The organism is Rhizobium sp. PvP014, from assembly GCF_017876855.1.
Classification (GTDB): Bacteria; Pseudomonadota; Alphaproteobacteria; order Rhizobiales; family Rhizobiaceae; genus Neorhizobium; species Neorhizobium soli.
The window spans coordinates 2,227,253-2,243,668 of the sequence record NZ_JAGIOT010000002.1; the positions used below are offsets into that span (position 1 = coordinate 2,227,253).

16 protein-coding genes are annotated in these 16,416 nt (G+C 60.0%); 9 read left to right on the forward strand and 7 right to left on the reverse strand.

What is annotated here, in order from left to right; all coding sequences use genetic code 11:
- The first annotated feature begins 1 nt into the window (after position 1).
- Positions 2–286, forward strand: a complete 285-nt coding sequence (locus tag J3A65_RS15420) for a BON domain-containing protein (RefSeq protein ID WP_062461431.1) — start codon at positions 2–4, stop codon at positions 284–286.
- Between the two features lie 91 nt (positions 287–377).
- Here the strand turns inward: J3A65_RS15420 and J3A65_RS15425 are convergent, their stop codons facing one another.
- Positions 378–2,720 carry a glucose/quinate/shikimate family membrane-bound PQQ-dependent dehydrogenase gene (locus tag J3A65_RS15425; protein WP_209902084.1) on the reverse strand — a complete coding sequence of 781 codons (2,343 nt, stop codon included), beginning with the start codon at positions 2,718–2,720 and terminating at the stop codon, positions 378–380.
- A 221-nt stretch (positions 2,721–2,941) separates the two neighbouring features.
- Here J3A65_RS15425 and J3A65_RS15430 point away from each other — a divergent pair, with 221 nt between their 5' ends.
- A complete protein-coding gene (locus J3A65_RS15430; protein ID WP_209902086.1) occupies positions 2,942–3,670 on the forward strand; it encodes a glutathione S-transferase in 729 nt (242 codons plus the stop codon).
- Between the two features lie 160 nt (positions 3,671–3,830).
- Here J3A65_RS15430 and J3A65_RS15435 read toward each other — a convergent pair whose 3' ends face one another.
- Positions 3,831–4,292 carry a sigma-70 family RNA polymerase sigma factor gene (locus J3A65_RS15435; RefSeq protein ID WP_082472028.1) on the reverse strand — a complete coding sequence of 154 codons (462 nt, stop codon included), beginning with the start codon at positions 4,290–4,292 and terminating at the stop codon, positions 3,831–3,833.
- A gap of 249 nt (positions 4,293–4,541) precedes the next feature.
- Here J3A65_RS15435 and J3A65_RS15440 point away from each other — a divergent pair, with 249 nt between their 5' ends.
- From J3A65_RS15440 to J3A65_RS15450, 3 genes are all read left to right on the forward strand, one after another.
- A complete protein-coding gene (locus J3A65_RS15440; RefSeq protein WP_209903678.1) occupies positions 4,542–4,763 on the forward strand; it encodes a hypothetical protein in 222 nt (73 codons plus the stop codon).
- A 193-nt stretch (positions 4,764–4,956) separates the two neighbouring features.
- On the forward strand, positions 4,957–5,136 hold the full coding sequence (locus J3A65_RS15445) for a hypothetical protein (protein ID WP_062461446.1): 180 nt from the start codon (positions 4,957–4,959) through the stop codon (positions 5,134–5,136).
- A 167-nt stretch (positions 5,137–5,303) separates the two neighbouring features.
- Positions 5,304–5,804, forward strand: a complete 501-nt coding sequence (locus J3A65_RS15450; RefSeq protein ID WP_062461448.1) for a ferritin-like domain-containing protein — start codon at positions 5,304–5,306, stop codon at positions 5,802–5,804.
- Between the two features lie 214 nt (positions 5,805–6,018).
- Here J3A65_RS15450 and J3A65_RS15455 read toward each other — a convergent pair whose 3' ends face one another.
- A complete protein-coding gene (locus tag J3A65_RS15455) occupies positions 6,019–6,258 on the reverse strand; it encodes a hypothetical protein (protein ID WP_139283771.1) in 240 nt (79 codons plus the stop codon).
- A gap of 165 nt (positions 6,259–6,423) precedes the next feature.
- Between J3A65_RS15455 and J3A65_RS15460 the strand changes: the two genes are divergently transcribed.
- On the forward strand, positions 6,424–6,789 hold the full coding sequence (locus J3A65_RS15460) for a DUF2934 domain-containing protein (protein WP_209902088.1): 366 nt from the start codon (positions 6,424–6,426) through the stop codon (positions 6,787–6,789).
- Positions 6,790–7,168: 379 nt separating this feature from the next.
- Positions 7,169–8,644 carry a glycogen synthase GlgA gene (glgA, locus tag J3A65_RS15465; protein WP_062461454.1) on the forward strand — a complete coding sequence of 492 codons (1,476 nt, stop codon included), beginning with the start codon at positions 7,169–7,171 and terminating at the stop codon, positions 8,642–8,644.
- 96 nt (positions 8,645–8,740) lie between these two features.
- On the opposite strand, the gene J3A65_RS15470 is transcribed toward glgA, so the two are convergent.
- The gene (locus J3A65_RS15470; RefSeq protein ID WP_209902090.1) at positions 8,741–9,445 is read right to left on the reverse strand and encodes an SDR family oxidoreductase; all 705 of its coding nucleotides are present in this window, start codon (positions 9,443–9,445) and stop codon (positions 8,741–8,743) included.
- Between the two features lie 173 nt (positions 9,446–9,618).
- Positions 9,619–11,694 (reverse strand): glycogen debranching protein GlgX, encoded by a 2,076-nt coding sequence (gene glgX, locus J3A65_RS15475; RefSeq protein WP_209902092.1) that lies wholly within the window; start codon positions 11,692–11,694, stop codon positions 9,619–9,621.
- 188 nt (positions 11,695–11,882) lie between these two features.
- On the opposite strand from glgX, the gene J3A65_RS15480 reads away from it, so the two are divergent.
- Both J3A65_RS15480 and J3A65_RS15485 read left to right on the forward strand, forming a co-directional pair.
- Complete coding sequence (locus J3A65_RS15480) at positions 11,883–12,149, forward strand: hypothetical protein (RefSeq protein WP_209902094.1); 267 nt, start codon at positions 11,883–11,885, stop codon at positions 12,147–12,149.
- Positions 12,150–12,812: 663 nt separating this feature from the next.
- Positions 12,813–13,373 carry a type 1 glutamine amidotransferase domain-containing protein gene (locus J3A65_RS15485; protein WP_062461469.1) on the forward strand — a complete coding sequence of 187 codons (561 nt, stop codon included), beginning with the start codon at positions 12,813–12,815 and terminating at the stop codon, positions 13,371–13,373.
- 110 nt (positions 13,374–13,483) lie between these two features.
- Here J3A65_RS15485 and J3A65_RS15490 read toward each other — a convergent pair whose 3' ends face one another.
- Both J3A65_RS15490 and J3A65_RS15495 read right to left on the reverse strand, forming a co-directional pair.
- Positions 13,484–14,509 (reverse strand): DNA topoisomerase IB, encoded by a 1,026-nt coding sequence (locus J3A65_RS15490; protein WP_062461960.1) that lies wholly within the window; start codon positions 14,507–14,509, stop codon positions 13,484–13,486.
- An 85-nt stretch (positions 14,510–14,594) separates the two neighbouring features.
- Positions 14,595–16,316 carry a sensor histidine kinase gene (locus J3A65_RS15495; protein ID WP_209902096.1) on the reverse strand — a complete coding sequence of 574 codons (1,722 nt, stop codon included), beginning with the start codon at positions 16,314–16,316 and terminating at the stop codon, positions 14,595–14,597.
- Positions 16,317–16,416 lie beyond the last annotated feature (100 nt).

Consider the following 16,416-nt stretch of genomic DNA (forward strand, 5'->3'; position numbering starts at 1 on the left):
CATGGTATTCAAACATCCGCAGTTTAACGAAACCGCGCCGGAGATCGAAGTCGAGTTCCCGGCTTACGCCCAGCTGGAAGGCAAGGTCGCCGACGCGCTTGCCTCGGCGGGCGGCATTGATGCAAGCGAAGTGACCGTCACCGTCACCGGAACCTCCATTGCCCTGGCAGGCCGGGTCGCCGACGCCCGCGAGATCGCCCGCGCCGAGGAAGTGGTCCGCAGCGTTGAAGGCGTGACCGAGGTGCGCAACAGCATAACCGCCGAAGCCGGCAGCCATCTCACCTGAGGGTTCGAAAGCCTTCAATGCAAAAAGCCCGGAAGCAGATGCTTCCGGGCTTTTTTGCTGGCTGAGAGCAGGCCGCCTGAGCGACTGCCGCTTAACGCGGCAGCGCGTAGGCGATGACGTAGTCGCCGGGTGTGGTGCCGACCGAGCCGTGGCCGCCGGCGACCATGACGACGAACTGGCGTCCGTCCTCGACCGCGTAGGTCATCGGCGTCGCCTGACCGCCGGCCGGAAGCCGTGCTTCCCACAGCGTCTTGCCGTTCTTCAGGTCATAGGCACGCAGGTAGTTGTCGACGGCGGCACCGAGGAAGGCAACGCCACCCTTGGTGATCATCGGGCCACCGATGCCGGGAACGCCAACCTTGAACGGCAGCGGCAGCGGGGTCATGTCGTGGACAGTACCGTTGCGATGCTTGTAGGCGGTCTTGCCGGTGCGAAGATCGACGCCGGCGACATAACCCCATGGCGGTGCCTGGCAGGGAATGTTCAACGGACCGAGGAACGGACCCATCAACACGCCGTAAGGTGCGCCATCATTGCGGTTGAGGCCCTGTTCCGAACCCTTCTCGTCCTGACCCTTGGCCGGGATATCCGCACGCGGAACCAGCTTGGAGGTAAAGGCGAGATAGGTCGGCATGCCGAACATCACCTGGCGTTCGGGATCGACTGCGACGGAGCCCCAGTTGAACGTGCCGAAATTGCCGGGATAGATGATCGAACCGTTGAGCGACGGCGGGGTATAGCGACCCTCGTAGTTATACTGGTGGTACCAGATGCGGCACACCATCTGGTCGAGCATCGAAACGCCCCACATGTCGCTTTCCTTCAGCGGCTCCGGCTTGAAGGAGACGGCCGAGGTGGGCTGGGTCGGTGCGGAAAAGTCTTCCGGAATGGCACCCTTCGGAGCAGGCTCTTCGGTGATCGGGAAGATCGGCTCGCCAGTGCGACGGTCGAGAACGTAGATGTCGCCCTGCTTGGTGGGTCCAACCAGCGCCGGCACCACGGAATTATCCGGGCGCGACAGGTCGATCAGCACCGGCTGCGCCGGCACGTCCATGTCCCACAGGTCGTGATGCACCGTCTGGCGGACCCAACGGTCGGCACCGGTATTGATGTCGAGCGCGACGATCGAGGACGAGTATTTCTCGACGCTTTCCGAACGGTTCATGCCGAGCTGGTCGGGCACCTGGTTGCCGAGCGGAATGTAGACGAGGCCGAGTTCCTCATCGACCGAGAAGACCGACCAGCTGTTGGGCGAATTGGTCGTGTAGGTCTGGCCCTCGGCGATCGGCTGGGTCTGGCTCGGATTGCCCGAATCCCAGTTCCAGATCAGTGCGCCGGTGTTGACGTCGAAGGCGCGGATGACGCCGGACTGTTCCTGCGTCGAGTAGTTGTCGTTGACGGCGCCGCCGATGATGATCTTGTTGCCGACGATCGCAGGCGGCGATGTGGAATAGTAGTAGCCGGCCGGATTGTGCTGCATGCCGGTTTCCAGACGCAGCGTGCCGTTTTGTGCAAAGGCCGGGCAGACCTGACCGTTGGCCGCATCAAGCGCGATCAGACGGGCATCGGATGTCGGGAGATAGACGCGCTCGGCGCATGCGGAACCGGCAGCGGCTGCCTGATCCTTGTAATAGCTGACGCCGCGGCAGGTCTGGTGCTGGCGGTCCGGGTTCATGCCGGAATTCGGGTCGTAGCGCCATTTCTCCTTGCCGGTCGTCGCATCGAGCGCGATGGCGAGATTGTGCGGCGTGCAGAGATAAAGCGAGCTGCCCACCTTGAGCGGCGTGACCTGATAGGTCGTCTCGCCCACGTCGTCCGGCCGCTTCACGTCACCGGTCTGGTAGCGCCAGACTTCCGTGAGGTTGGCAACGTTGTCCACATTGACCTGGTCGAGCGGCGAATAGCGCTGGCCATAGGGCGTGCGGCCATATTGGTGCCATTCGCCATCCGGCACATCACCGCCGAGCTTCGGGGCGGCTGCGACCGACTGGTCCGGCAGCTCGCCGCTCTGGTCGTAGGGGTCGAAGAACATTGAGGCGACGGCGACGACCACGGCAATGACCGAGGCGATGGCCAGCGGTACGGCACTGGCGCTGTATTGCATGCCGGATGGGCTGAGAAAGCCGAGCGGCTTGCGGATCCACGGGGTCAGCAGCCAGAAGCCGAGGACGATGATGAGACCGCCGCGCGGGCCGAGCTGCCACCAGTCGAAACCGACTTCCCAAAGCGCCCAGACGAGCGAAACGATGACAATACCGGCATAGACATGCAGTGCCGCGCGTTTCCGAAGGAAAAGCAGAATGGCGGTCAGCACGAAGGCAAGGCCGCAGATGAGATAATAAACGCTACCCCCCAGCATGACGAGCTGTCCGCCGCCGATGGCGAGAGCGAGCCCGAGCAGGGTGAAGATGATGGCGGTGATCTTGAGAGCCATGGTGGTTTCCGTTCCGAACTGAAGACGGGCATTATAGGTGGCAAGCCGGACATTCAGCCGGTGTCGCGTGGTAATCTAGCGCTCTCCGAAGATGTTCAAGATACGATACGGAATGCCAGCCGTGCAGAAGTGCGAGAACAAACGGGCGCTCTGCTCGTTCGGGAAGAGAACGCCGCAGCGATCGACGGCGACCCACTCAAACAGGGATTGCAAGCACAGCCATGGCATATGAACTCTACTACTGGGACGGCCTGCAGGGTCGCGGCGAATTCGTCAGACTGGCGTTGGAAGACGCCGGTGCGGACTATCGCGACGTGGCGAGAACCACGGACGGGTCCGAAAAGATGATGAATTACCTGAAGGGTAGCAAAGCCTATCCCGACCTGCCATTCGCTCCGCCGTTTCTGAAAGACGGCGAGATCGTCGTCTCGCATGTCGCCAACATCTTGCACTATCTCGGCCCGAAGCTCGGGCTTGCTCCCGATGACGAACGGTTGCGTGTGTTTGCGCAGGGTCTGCAGCTGACGATCACCGACTTCGTGGCCGAGGTTCACGACACCCACCATCCGATCAGCACCGGGGACTATTACGAGGATCAGAAGCCGGAGGCCAAGGCGCGCACAAAGGCGTTTCTTGCGCAGCGGGTGCCAAAGTTTCTCGGTTATTTCGACGGCGTGATCGGATCAAACCCGACCGGCGAAGGCTGGGCTGTCGGCGGCGCCATCACCTATGTGGACCTGTCGCTCTTCCAGATCGCCGAAGGGTTGACCTACGCTTTCCCGCGAGCGATGGCATCGCTGGACAGCCGCTATCCGAATGTGGCGAGACTTCGCGACGCCGTTGGGAAAAGGCCGAGGGTCGCTGCCTATCTCAAATCGGACCGCCGCATCGCTTTCAACGAGAACGGCATCTTTCGCCACTATCCCGAACTCGACGAGGATCCGGCATAGGCGCTTTGGCGCCTTGACGTTTCTGGCTAGATAAATGCGAAGACAGGAGCGACCGTGGCTATCATGATCGCGGTCGCGATCAGTACGAACTTCATGTCCTTGCGCTCCTGAGCATTGATGGCTGCCTCTTCGGGCAGCCGCGTTTGGATGACGAGCGGGGTTATCTTGCTTCCTCCCCCAGTTCCTGAAGGATCTGGTGCCGTGCGCGATTAAGACGGCTCTTGACCGTTCCAACAGCGCAGCCGCAGATTTCAGCTGTTGCCTCGTAGCTCTCACCGAGAATGGCAACCAGCGTCAGTACCTCGCGGTAATGGGGAGGCAGCTTTACGAGAGCGTCGCGAACTTCCTTCGCCCTGATTGCCATTTCCTGCGAAGCAGCTATCGGCGTATCGCCAGACACGTTTTCTTCGAGCCCTGGAGCCTCGCGGCCTAAAATCTTGGATCGGGTATAGAACGTGTTGCGCATGATGGTGAAGAGCCAGGACTTCAGCCGCGTGCCGCGCTCGAACTTGTCGAGGTTGGCCAGCGCCTTCATCAGCGTTTCCTGCACGAGATCGTCGGCATCCGTCGTATTGCGGCAGAACGTACGCGCGAAGGCACGAAGCGCCGGTATAAGCTTCACGATATCTGCCCGCGCAGGATCGCCATTCAACTGTGATTCAGACACCGTTGCCTACCTCTCCCAAGTCTCGACGGCCGGATTGACTTCTGCAAACGCGTGCCCCTTCATTTTGGTTCCGCCCTCTCAACCCCACCCGGAGATTGCCGGCAGATCACCTTGAAAATATGGGGCTCTTGCCGGCCTGCCGGAACAAACTGAAGCAGCAAGCCGTTTTTTCCGCATCATCGGCAACACCAAGGAGGGAATGTCATGAGCTTTACCGACAAAACCAACGACAACGACCAGAACAGCGCACAGAGCGACGAGTGGAAGGCCAACAAGGCTGAGCAGTCGGCGCGCGAAAAGGGCAGCGACGCTGACCTCGAACAGCAGCTCGACGAGGGCCTGGAAGATACGTTTCCGGCGAGCGATCCGGTCGCCGCAACAATAACGTCCATTCCGGCCGGCACCCCGGAGCCGCCGAAGAACTGATACCGACCCGGACCATTGGAACAAAGTGGGCGGCCTCCGAATAGGAGGTCGCCCTTTTTCATTCTTCGCTGTGACTTTTTCGGGATATCCGAAATTAATCTTATTGGTATAAGAGGTTTCTAAAGGGCTCGGGAATGCGGGCGAAAGCGTCCGGCAGAGGGTGTTTTCGGTGGCGGTGACGTCAGAGGTCGGAATGAAGAAGCAGAGCAAGCCGGTGGAAGAAAAAGACGCGAGTTTCGGACGCAGCGTCAACCGCAAGGTTTCCGTTCTGTTGGCGGAGATCGAGAAGGAAGACGTGCCCGATCGCCTGCTCGGTCTTGCCCTGCAGCTTCAGAAGGAATTGTCCGAAAAGCTCGACGGTAAAGGCAGCTGACCGCCTGACCTCGAGATGAGCGCCCGCCGGCGCATGCGCGAACATCTGATCTGCGGACCAACCGCAAGCTGTCGCCCCATCTCGACCTTTTTTCACAAATATGTGAGGAACTTTCAGCTTCTGCTTTGGTTCATTGGGTGCGAATTCGACTCTCAAGGAGATCCACCATGGCTAAAGACAAAACCCTCGAAGACCTGTTCTACGAAACGCTGAAGGACATCTACTACGCCGAGCGCCAGATCGTAAAAGCGCTGCCGAAAATGGCCCGCGGTGCCCAGGATCCGAAGCTGAAGGCCGCTTTCGAGACCCATAAGGAAGAGACCGAAGGCCAGATCGAACGCCTGAAGCAGGTTTTCGAACTGATCGGCAAGCGCGCTCAGGGCAAGACCTGCGACGCGATCGAAGGCATCCTGTCCGAAGGCGAGGAAATCCTCGAAGAATTCAAGGGCACATCGGCTCTCGACGCCGGCCTTCTGGCCGCTGCACAGGCAGTCGAACACTATGAGATCAGCCGTTACGGCACGCTGCGCACATGGGCGACCGAACTCGGCCTGAAGGACGTGGCAAAGCTTCTCGACGAGACGCTTGCAGAAGAAAGCAAGACCGACGAAGCGCTGTCTGCACTGGCACAGTCCACCGTCAACGCCGCTGCCAAGAAGGCAGCCTGATCGCCACAGCGACAAACGCCCGATCACCAGATCGGGTGTCTCCTCGCGAACGTGACGCCAGAAAAACGAAAAAGTCCGGCACATGCCGGACTTTTTTGGATTGATTTGCGGTCTGCGACATCGGCGCGCGGACTATGGCCAAAACAAAAACGCTCCGCAGTCCCACAGGATTGCGAAGACGTATGAATGGCGTGGCAGCTAAAAATGGTGTCAATCAGCTATGGTAAGCGGCTTTCGGGATGCCGGATTTCGGCAGCATTTCAATCGGAGCCATCTTTCCATCGACACCAAGCCTGCGGAAAACTCCGGCATGGAATCGTCCACGCCGCAGCAGTTGGACCTTCGCCGCCTCCACGGCAAGTTCCACTGTATGGAAGTACGAAGTTGAATGTACCCCGTCAATTACATAGACCCAGCCCGTTGCGTCTGGAACAATATCGCAGTAGTTTTGCATTGCAGCGTCTCCTCCCGGCGGTCTCTAACGCGTAACTCCTCGAATAGTTCCGTCCGGTCGGTTGTTTGTGCCAACACGATTTGAATCAATCGAATTTCTGTCGTGAAATCCATGGAACTTATTCCCAACAAGGTCGTTTCGGCTTTTGGGTGAATGGAGACAAAGATGGCTGATTCCGAACAAGACTGGATCAAGCACCGCGCGTATGCGCTCTGGGAGGAAGAGGGGTATCCTTCAGGCAAAGATACGGAGCACTGGGAGCGCGCCAAACTGGAGTTTGCGACGCTGAAGCCGACTGCGTCGGCACCGGCCGCCCACGAACAGCCTGAAGCATCCGCGCCGAAACTGCCCACCGCAAATACCAAGGTATCCACCGCCAAAGCAGCCAAGCCTGCCAAGTCAGCGGCGGCGGGGTCCGAAAAATCGAAAAAAGCGCTCGCCTCCGAGGCCTCAAGCGAAAAGAAGTCCGTGCCGGTTTCTCCGGCCCCGGTTCCCGCGGGCAAACAGCCTGCCAAGAAGCGGTCCCGATAGGCCGGGCTGGCCTTTGACGCCAGCCGGGTCACGCAGACAAGAGCGGACATGACGGGCCGCGGCAGTCTCTGCCGCGGGGTAATCATTACATCTGAAAGACGGCAATGGCTTTTGCGTATTCGTGTATTTCTCTGACTGGTTTTCCCATTTCGGCGGTCGCTGACACAGGTCTCCCCTCCGGCACTGATGTGAAATGGCATGGACAAGGGTGGGAGTTGGCATGATGGACGCGTACGGCCCCTTGGATGGCCCCATCGAAATAGCATCAGTTGATGACCCGGTTGCCAGTCAGAGTACTGACCGTTCGCACTCGTCGGACGCCGTTCTCGGGCGTAGCACGCAGCGGAGCCTTGGGGGACGCAGTGGGGAAAATTTCGCGATGAAAGTATTGTCGGTCACCTCGGAAATCTTCCCGCTGGTCAAGACCGGCGGATTGGCCGATGTGACAGGATCGCTGCCGAAGGCGCTTGCTGCCCTCGGGATTGACACCATAACGCTCATTCCGGGTTATCCCAAAGTGATGGCCCAGGTAAGCTCCGGCGTGACGCCGCTTGCTCTGTTCGACGATCTGCTCGGTACCCGCGCGTCGCTGCTGCATGTGAAAATCGAAGGCCTGAACCTGTTCGTGCTCGACGCGCCGGAACTCTATGACCGGCTTGGCGGACCTTATGTGGACGAGCATGGCAACGACCATCACGACAACTGGCGGCGCTTCGCAGCTCTGTCGAAGGCTGCGGCGGAAATCGCCGGTGGGCTTCTCCCGGGTTTCGTACCCGATGTCGTTCATACCCATGACTGGCAGTCGGCGATGACGTCGGTCTACATGCGCGAAATGGGCTGCGCCATTCCGAGCGTGATCACCATCCACAACATCGCGTTCCAGGGCCAGTATTCCGCAGACATCCTTCCCGCGATCGGCCTTCCCAGCTCGCTGTTTTCAATCAACGGGATCGAATATTTCGGGGGCATCAGCTACCTGAAGGGCGGCCTTCTGACCGCCGACGCCATCACCACGGTCAGCCCCACCTATGCCCGGGAGATCCTCACGCCGCGTTTCGGCATGGGCCTTGACGGTGTCCTGAACGAGCGCGTGACCGTGTTGCGCGGCATCGTCAACGGCACAGACCTCGACATCTGGGACCCGGCAACAGATCCGCATATTCCGCGCAATTACGATGTCTCCTCGCTGAAGCGCAAGCGCGACAACAAGACCGTATTGATGGAAAAGTTCGGGCTCGACCCTGAAGGCAACGGACCGATCTTTTCCGCCGTCAGCCGCCTCACCTGGCAGAAGGGTTTCGACATGTTCGCCGATACGGCGGACGAGGTCATCCACAATGGCGGTCGTATCATCGTGTTCGGCCAGGGCGACAAGGATATCGAACAGGCGCTGCTGGATACGGCTGCGCGCTATCCCGGCAAGATGGCCGTCCACATCGGCTACGACGAACCGACCGCGCATCTCATCCATGCCGGTTCGGACGCGATCGTGCAGCCCTCGCGGTTCGAGCCCTGCGGCCTGACGCAGCTTTACGCGCTTCGCTACGGCACCGTGCCCGTCGTCTCGCGCACAGGCGGGCTGTCGGAAACCATCATCGATGCCAATGATGCAGCGATGTCGGCACGGGTTGCGACCGGCTTCCAGTTCCACCCTGTGACGACCGACGGACTGCGTCTCGCGCTGCGCCGGGCCATGCACGCCTACCAGGAACCGAAAATGTGGGCCCGGTTGCAGAACCAGGCGATGAAGGCGAAATTCTCCTGGGAGCGCAGCGCCCAGCAATACGCCACCGTCTACACCAACCTGGTGCGCAAGGCCGGCAACTCCTCCGCGGATCGACGAGCGAGCTACTGATCCGGCAGGTGCCGTGATCGGCACCTGCGTCGTTTGATTCCTTGACGAACACGGCGCACGGCGCACACAGCGTTCGGCTAACGAGAACCGCAGGTCTCAGACCGACCGCGTCAAACCACCATCCACCTTCAGGTTCTGCCCAGTGATGTAACCGGCGCCCTCGGATGCCAGGAACGCGACCGTTGCGGCGATTTCCTCGCTTGTGCCGTAGCGCTTCATCGGCACGCTGTCGCGCCGGTCATCGGTTGCCGGCAGGCTGTCGATCCAGCCGGGCAAAACGTTGTTGATGCGCACATTGTCGGCCGCGTAGGTATCTGCAAAGATTTTCGTATAAGCGGCGAGCCCGGCGCGAAACACCGCCGATGTCGGGAACATCGCGGACGGCTCGAAGGCCCAAGCGGTCGAGATATTGACGATCGAGCCCGACTTCTGGGCCTGCATGATCGGCGCCACCAGCCGCACCGGACGGATGACGTTGAGCAGATAAACATCGAGGCCGGTATGCCACTGGTCGTCGGTGATCTCGACGATCTGCGCACGCGGTCCGTGGCCGGCGCTGTTGACGAGCACGTCGACCCGTCCCCATGTCTCCATAGTCGCATCAACGAGCCGCTTGAGATCGTCGTTGGACTGGTTGGAGCCGGTGATGCCGAGTCCCCCGAGTTCCTGCGCCAAGACCTCACCCTTACCGGACGAGGAGAGGATCGCTACCTTGAACCCATCGGCCGCGAGCTTTTTCGCAGACGCCGCTCCCATACCGCTTCCGCCCGCTGTGACGATCGCTACCTTTTCTGCCGACATACTGTGCTTCCCTCCCTGCATCGTGGTGTGAACAGAGACATAGCATGAGGAAAAGCTGTCATCGAATGAGTTCGGCTGAAGGCTGGTGAGTTCTGCCCTTGGGGCATACCACCCAAACGAAAAACCCCGCCGGAGACCGGCGGGGCTTGGAGATCAGAGTATTCAGGCTGCCATCACGGACGGCGGAACAGTGCCAGGCTGCGGCCTTCGAGTTCGAAGTCCCATTCCTTGGTGATCACGAGACCCTTCTTGGAATAATCCGATGTGGTCATCTCCAGCACCCAGCCACCTTCGCCGAACTGCGGGATCTGGAACGGCACGTTGCCTTCGAACGGGTTGAACAGCAGCAGCACGTCGTGCCAGATGCCTTCCTCTTCCTTCAGGTCGCCACGGCCAATGTAGAGACCGATCGTCGAGCCTTCGTCCCACTGTTCGGACGTCTGGAAACCACCGCCGGCGTTGAACCACTTGATGTCCATGCCATCGCGCCAGTTCTCGCGGCGCAGCAACGGCTGCTCGTGCCGGAGCTTGATGATCTGGCGGGTAAACTCGCGCAGCTGCTCGTTGCTTTCCGGCAGGTTTTCCCAGGCAACCCAGGAGATCTCGCTGTCCTGGCAGTAGCCGTTGTTGTTGCCGAGCTGGCTGCGACCGAACTCGTCACCGGCCAGCAGCATCGGTGTGCCGTGCGAGAACATGAGCGTGGCGAGGAAGTTGCGCTTCTGGCGCTCACGCACAGCGTTGATGCCCTCGTCTTCCGTCGGGCCTTCCTCACCGTAATTGTAGCTACGGTTGTCGTTATGGCCGTCGTTATTGTCTTCGCCGTTCTCGTCGTTGTGCTTCTCGTTGTACGAAACCATGTCGTTCAAGGTGAAGCCGTCATGGGCGGTGATGAAGTTGACCGATGCCCAGGGACGACGACCGCGCTGATCGTAAAGATCGCCGGAACCGAGAAGGCGCGCCGCAAAGTCCGTCGAGACGTTGTCGCCCTTCCAGTATTCGCGCACCGTATCGCGGTACTTGTCGTTCCATTCGGCCCAGCCAGGCGGAAAGCCGCCGACCTGGTAGCCGCCCGGACCGATATCCCAAGGCTCGCCGATCAGCTTAACCTTGGAAAGGACCGGATCCTGCGTGATGGCATCGAAGAAGCCACCGCGCTCGTTGAAGCCTTCCGGCTCGCGACCGAGAATGGTGCCAAGATCGAAGCGGAAGCCGTCGATGTGCATGGCTTCAGCCCAGTAGCGCAGGGAGTCGGTGACCATCTGCAGTACGCGCGGATGCGAAGTGTTGACGGTGTTACCGGTGCCGGTGTCGTTGATGTAGTAACGATGCTGGTCGGGCATGGTGCGGTAGTAGGAGAAGTTGTCGATGCCCTTGAACGACAGGGTCGGTCCAAGCTCGTTGCCTTCGGCGGTGTGGTTGTAGACCACGTCGAGAATGACCTCGACGCCGGCATCGTGGAAGTTCCGCACCATCTCGCGGAAACCCTGGATGCCCTTCGGCCCGAAGTAGCGCGAGGCCGGCGAGAAGAAGTTGAGGGTGTTGTAGCCCCAGAAATTCTTCAGGCCACGATCGAGCAGGTGCTGGTCGTCCGGGAAGGAGTGGACCGGCAGCAGCTCCACCGAGGTGATGCCGAGGTTCTTGATGTAATCGACAGTCGCCTTGTGGCCCATGCCTTCGTACGTGCCGCGCAAGTCGATCGGAACGCCGGGGTTGAGCTGGGTAAAACCCTTCACATGCGTTTCATAGAGGACTGTCTGTGGCCAGCTGATCTTCGGACGGTTGTTGTCGTGCCAGTCGAAATTCGGGTCGATGACAACGCCCTTCGGTGTATAGGGACCGCTGTCGCGTTCGTCGAAGGTCAGGTCCTTGTCTTCGGCAAGGAGGTCATAGGCAAAGTGTGCCTCGTTCCACTCAACGTCGCCGAACAGTTCGCGTGCATAGGGGTCGATCAGCAGCTTGTTGGGGTTGAAGCGATGGCCGTTTTCCGGGTCATAGGGGCCATGCACGCGGTAGCCGTAAAGAGCGCCGGGCTTCAGGCCGGGGATATAGCCGTGCCAGATCTCGTGGGTGTATTCCGGCAGCTCGAGGCGGGCGATTTCCACCTTGCCGCTCGGGTCGTACAGGCAAAGTTCGACGCGCTCGGCATGCGCCGAGAAAATCGCGAAGTTGACGCCATCGCCGTCGTAATTTGCACCCAGCTGCAGCCAGGAACCCGGGTGAACGACAAAGTGGCTCGATTTCGTATCCATATTTCCCCGCTGGTCATACCAATTGAAACTTTCGCCTATAGAAGGTGCGAGGCTGCAATTCGTTCCAGAGGCCCTGCAATTTAGGAGGTTTCGCAAGTTGCCCGCGAAATTTTGAGGGCGGCACGCGTTTCCGGATGGGCCGCCTCCCCTATCTCTCTGTTGGTACCCATAACAACAGGGAGAAGACCATGACGATCATGCCCCCGGAAGAGCTCGAAGGCCGGCTGAACGCGCATCGCGAACTGATGATCGATCTGATCGCTGCAATGATTGGCGGCGAGCTGACGACCACCCGTTTCGTGCAGCGGCTGCGTGACGACGCTACATTCAAGGACAACGAGGAAGATCCCGGTTTCTCCCCCGATGGTGCCTTCGCGATCGAAAACGCCATGGCCCGCGAAGTGCGCTCGGTGCTGGAAGCGGCACGTGCAAGGGCAAAAGCCGACAAGAGTTGATCAAATTTTATGAATAAGGCCGTTTCGCCGCATTTGTGGCCATTTCGTGGAACCATGATTCCGTATCGCAGTTGATAGGCTTTAGGAGTGTGGCGGGAGGCAATCATGGTCAAGGAATGGATCGAGGCTGCAGGTTTCGTGATGGTCATTGCGGCCTGTTACATGATGGTCGTTCCGATCTAGCGATCGACAGATCATCCGATTGATTGACACCAGCGACGCATAACTGTGGCTGGCCTCTTCGCTGACGCCAACTTTTTATCGGCGAGACTTCCTGTGAGCTTGGCGCGTTCGAGTCGTTCAGTAACGTACTATTACATCGTGTAAGATCTGGAACGAAATGACACCGGTCGGGTTGGACATCCAGTGACCGGGCGAAAAACCTTGTGTTCACGACGGGAGATCCATCATGCATCACGTTCTGACAATGCTGAAGAACCGGTTCCTTTCGCATCGCAGCTTCGGCCATCAAAAGCATCTTGCGGCCAAAAGCCCGCAAGAGCTTAGGGTCCTGGTGCCCGATGCCGTCGTACTGCCGCTTCCCAGAACAGCGCGAGAGGAGATCAGTGTCCCCGCGTCTATCAATGGCAGGGATCTCTCGACTGGCCGCCTGTAACCGGGCCGGCCACGACAACAGTCCATGACAATAAAAAGGAGTGAAACATGGCTGACATGAAGTCCGCTTCCATCCTGATTCTAGCAACCGACGGCTACGAGCGCTCGGAGCTCCGGTTTCCGCTCGATGAACTGCGCAAACGTGGTGCCGACGTGAAGATCGCTTCGATCAAGTCTGGAGAGATCAGAAGCTGGGACGAGACCGACTGGGGTGACTCTGTCGCGGTCGACCTTGAAGCGAAGGACGTCAAGGCAAGCGATTTTGATGCGCTGGTTCTGCCCGGCGGACAGATCAATCCCGATGTGCTGCGCAAGGATGAAACGGCGATCAGCGTCGTGCGAGATTTTGTGGCGAGCGGCAAGCCTGTTGCTGCCATCTGCCATGGTCCATGGCTGCTGATAGAGGCGGATGCCCTGCGTGGCCGCAAGGCGACATCCTACCCGTCGATCCGGACCGACGTTCGCAATGCAGGCGCGTCCTGGCAGGACGAAGCCGTGGTCTGCGATAACGGCATCATCACATCGCGGTCACCCGACGACCTGCAGCAGTTCGTCGACAAGATCGTCGAGGAAGTCAACGAGGGCCGTCACAACAGACAGGCCGCTTGATTGCAGAATGACTGGTAACGAAAGCCCGCTCCGCCATGGTCGGTGCGGGCTTTCTCTTGTCTGCGTGCCACGAGATCATACGCTGGCTGATGGAGCGAGAACCGGTCCGGTCAGGTCTGTTCCTGCTTCAGGAATGCCAGAAGCCGGCGCTCGTTCATGCGCAGACCACGGCGGCCGTCCGTCGGCAGGGTCTTCGCGTTCATGATCTTTTCGAGCGGCGAGACATCCTCGGCAAGGCTCAGGATCTGCGGATGGATATAGCTGGTGCGGCAGACGGCTGGCGTGTTGTGCAGCGCTTCAGAAGCTGCGTTGCACAATGCCTTGATCTTGGGACGGTGGCCGTCCTCAGCCATTGTATTCCAGGCTGACATGAAGGCTGCGAGGCTTCCGCCCCACGTGCGGAACGTCTTTGCCGTGACCGGAAAACCGGCGGCCTTGGCAAGATACGCGTTAAGCCGGCCAGAATCGATCGGTCGCGGCGTACCGTGTTCATCGGGAAACGAAAACAGCTGGCGTCCCGGGAGGTCGGCGACGTCTTCCAGGATACGTTGGAGACGCGGATGTTTCAGCGTGTGCTGCACCCGCTTGCCACCCTTGGCGGTGAATTTCAAAAGGATACCGTCACCGGACAAAACCATGTGACGCTTCAAAAGCGTCGTTGCGCCATAGGTGCGGTTTTCCTTGGCGTAGGCGCGGTTGCCGACCCTCAGATGTGTCATGTCCATTAGCGCCACAAGCGCGGCGATCACCGCCTCGGACTTGTCGAGACCATGCGACAGATCGCGGGCAGCTCTGGACCGGATGCGCGGCAAGGCCTCGCCAAACTGGGCAAGCTGGTCGAACTTTCGCTCGCTGCGGAAATTCTGCCAGTCCGTGTGATAACGATACTGCTTGCGGCCGCGGCTGTCATAGCCGGTTGCCTGCAGATGGCCGCTGGCATCGAGACAGATCCAGACGTTTTCGTAGGCTGGCGGCAGGCCGAGTGCGGAGATGCGGGTATGGTGGTCATCCTCAACCAGCAAGCCGCCATCCGGCAACCGGTAACTGAACCCCTTGCCGCGTCGTTCCCGCCGAATGCCGGGTTCGGTATCGTTGACATAGGTGAGGCCGATCGTCTTGAGAGACTCGACGTCAATTTCAATGGTGCTGACTAACGTATCCATAACCGCTAAACTGAGATGGATATCGCTTCGTTCCCACGCGTTGAAACACCCAGAGAACTTAAAGAGGGACGTCGCGCAAGCCTTCCGAAGCGTCCGGGCGCTCCAGGTTGGCACGCGGTACCGTCATCCGCCAGACCAGGCCGCCGGGCCGGAAATCGATATCGACAGTGCCGCTGAATGCAGCGGTCGCGTGGCGCTTGATGATGGTCGTGCCGAACCCGGTGCGGGTGGGCGGCTTTACCGTCGGGCCGCCGCTTTCTTCCCAGACCAGAAGTAGGTTCACACCACGGCTCTCGCCGTCTGCATCCGAGACGGTCTCCTCGGCGATATCGCTCCATGAGATCCGTACCGTACCATGGGGTACAGACAATGCGCCGTATTTGACGGAATTGGTGGCGAGTTCATGCAGCACCAAGCCGAGATTCTGAACTGCACCCGCCTTCAGCACAAAATCCTCGCCCTGGATCTGGACGCGGTCCGCCGCTTCCGCAAACGTGCTCATGTGGATCTCGACGACCCGATGCATCGGAACACCGCCCCATTGCTCTTCGGCGAGAGCCTCGATCGATTTCCCCAGCCCCTGGAGGCGGGTGCTGATTGCCCTCTGGAACTCGTCCATCGGCGTATCCTTGCGTGCCAGCTGGCGCATCATAGCCTGGACAAGCGTGAGGATGTTCTTTGTCCGGTGAACCAGCTCGTGCAGGATGAGATGAATACGGTCTTCCGCCTGGCTCCGGTCGAACGAGGCGTTCGAAAGCGCGACGGCGATCTGGTTCGCCTCGGTGATCTTGGTCTCCACCGGCGAGACGATTTCGCCCTTGCCGATCCGTTCGGCCATGTCGGCGATCTGCCTAATCGGGATCCGCAGCTGCCAGGCGACGAGGTAGGCGACGACCATGGCTATGGCGAGAAAGACGATGCCGCCCGCAACGAGCTGCCGCCAGGTGGAGATAATGTTTTCCTGCGCGGACGCGATCGGCCCCCAGACGACGGTCTTCCAGGCCCAGCCGGTAATCTGCGCATAGCCGTACATCTTTTTGCCCGCACCATCGACATCTTCGATCGTGCCGCGAAAACCGGTCATCAGCCGAAGAGTTTCGCTGGGAAACCTGGCGCCCTCCGCCATCTTTGCGGCACCGACCGAGGTGACAACCTGACCGCTGCCATCGAGGACCGCGGCAGACCAGCCATCCGGCAGGCCATCGACGGACAGTAGCTTTTGCAGATCCTCGGCATTCTGCGTGATGATCATCGCAGCGCCCGAGGCGTTTGTCTTCTCAGACAGCGGCATCGCGACGTTGAAGACCCACTTTCCGCTGGTCGTGCCGCGAAACATGCTGGAGGCTTCCGTCAAGCCGCTGCGCAGCATGGATTCGAGCGCTGGCATGTTGGCGGTCTTGCCGAGCGGCGTATCGAAGGGGACGCGGGTATTCAGCCGAAGCTGTCCGTCCCGGTCTGCGACGATCACGAAAAGCTTGGTGGAACGCAGGCTCGACCGGGTCCGCTCGTGGAAGGCGCGAAGGTCACCGGACTCCAGCTCGGGAGAACTGACCAGCAGGCGCAGCGTCGTTGCCATGTCCTGCAGCTCGCGGTCGACCGCACGAGCGATCATCTGGGCGTCTTCTGCCGTATTCGAGGAGAGCATGTCCCGTTCGTGCTCTTCCAGCTGCAGCATGAGAAAGGCGCCGAAGACAAGCAGCGGTAAAGCCACGCCCACGACGAGCGCGATCAGATAAGCCCCGATCGGTGCCGTCGGGAAGAGCCGCGCAAACCTAGCCATCCCGCACGACCGTTGCGCGGGAAGGTTGGCAGGCAGCAGAGCCGCCGCGCTGGTGATCCATTCTTAGCCCCGTCCCTTGGCTTTGAAAGCAACGCCATGA

Coding starts and splice junctions, on each gene's coding strand:
- J3A65_RS15470 (WP_209902090.1), bottom strand. CDS start 9,445: ATGTCGGCAGAAAAGGTAGCGATCGTCACAGCGGGCGGAAGCGGTATG.
- J3A65_RS15485 (WP_062461469.1), top strand. CDS start 12,813: ATGGCTGACATGAAGTCCGCTTCCATCCTGATTCTAGCAACCGACGGC.
- J3A65_RS15455 (WP_139283771.1), bottom strand. CDS start 6,258: ATGCAAAACTACTGCGATATTGTTCCAGACGCAACGGGCTGGGTCTAT.
- J3A65_RS15460 (WP_209902088.1), top strand. CDS start 6,424: ATGGCTGATTCCGAACAAGACTGGATCAAGCACCGCGCGTATGCGCTC.
- J3A65_RS15480 (WP_209902094.1), top strand. CDS start 11,883: ATGACGATCATGCCCCCGGAAGAGCTCGAAGGCCGGCTGAACGCGCAT.
- J3A65_RS15430 (WP_209902086.1), top strand. CDS start 2,942: ATGGCATATGAACTCTACTACTGGGACGGCCTGCAGGGTCGCGGCGAA.
- J3A65_RS15420 (WP_062461431.1), top strand. CDS start 2: ATGGTATTCAAACATCCGCAGTTTAACGAAACCGCGCCGGAGATCGAA.
- J3A65_RS15425 (WP_209902084.1), bottom strand. CDS start 2,720: ATGGCTCTCAAGATCACCGCCATCATCTTCACCCTGCTCGGGCTCGCT.
- glgA (WP_062461454.1), top strand. CDS start 7,169: ATGAAAGTATTGTCGGTCACCTCGGAAATCTTCCCGCTGGTCAAGACC.
- J3A65_RS15450 (WP_062461448.1), top strand. CDS start 5,304: ATGGCTAAAGACAAAACCCTCGAAGACCTGTTCTACGAAACGCTGAAG.
- J3A65_RS15495 (WP_209902096.1), bottom strand. CDS start 16,316: ATGGCTAGGTTTGCGCGGCTCTTCCCGACGGCACCGATCGGGGCTTAT.
- J3A65_RS15445 (WP_062461446.1), top strand. CDS start 4,957: ATGAAGAAGCAGAGCAAGCCGGTGGAAGAAAAAGACGCGAGTTTCGGA.
- J3A65_RS15440 (WP_209903678.1), top strand. CDS start 4,542: ATGAGCTTTACCGACAAAACCAACGACAACGACCAGAACAGCGCACAG.
- glgX (WP_209902092.1), bottom strand. CDS start 11,694: ATGGATACGAAATCGAGCCACTTTGTCGTTCACCCGGGTTCCTGGCTG.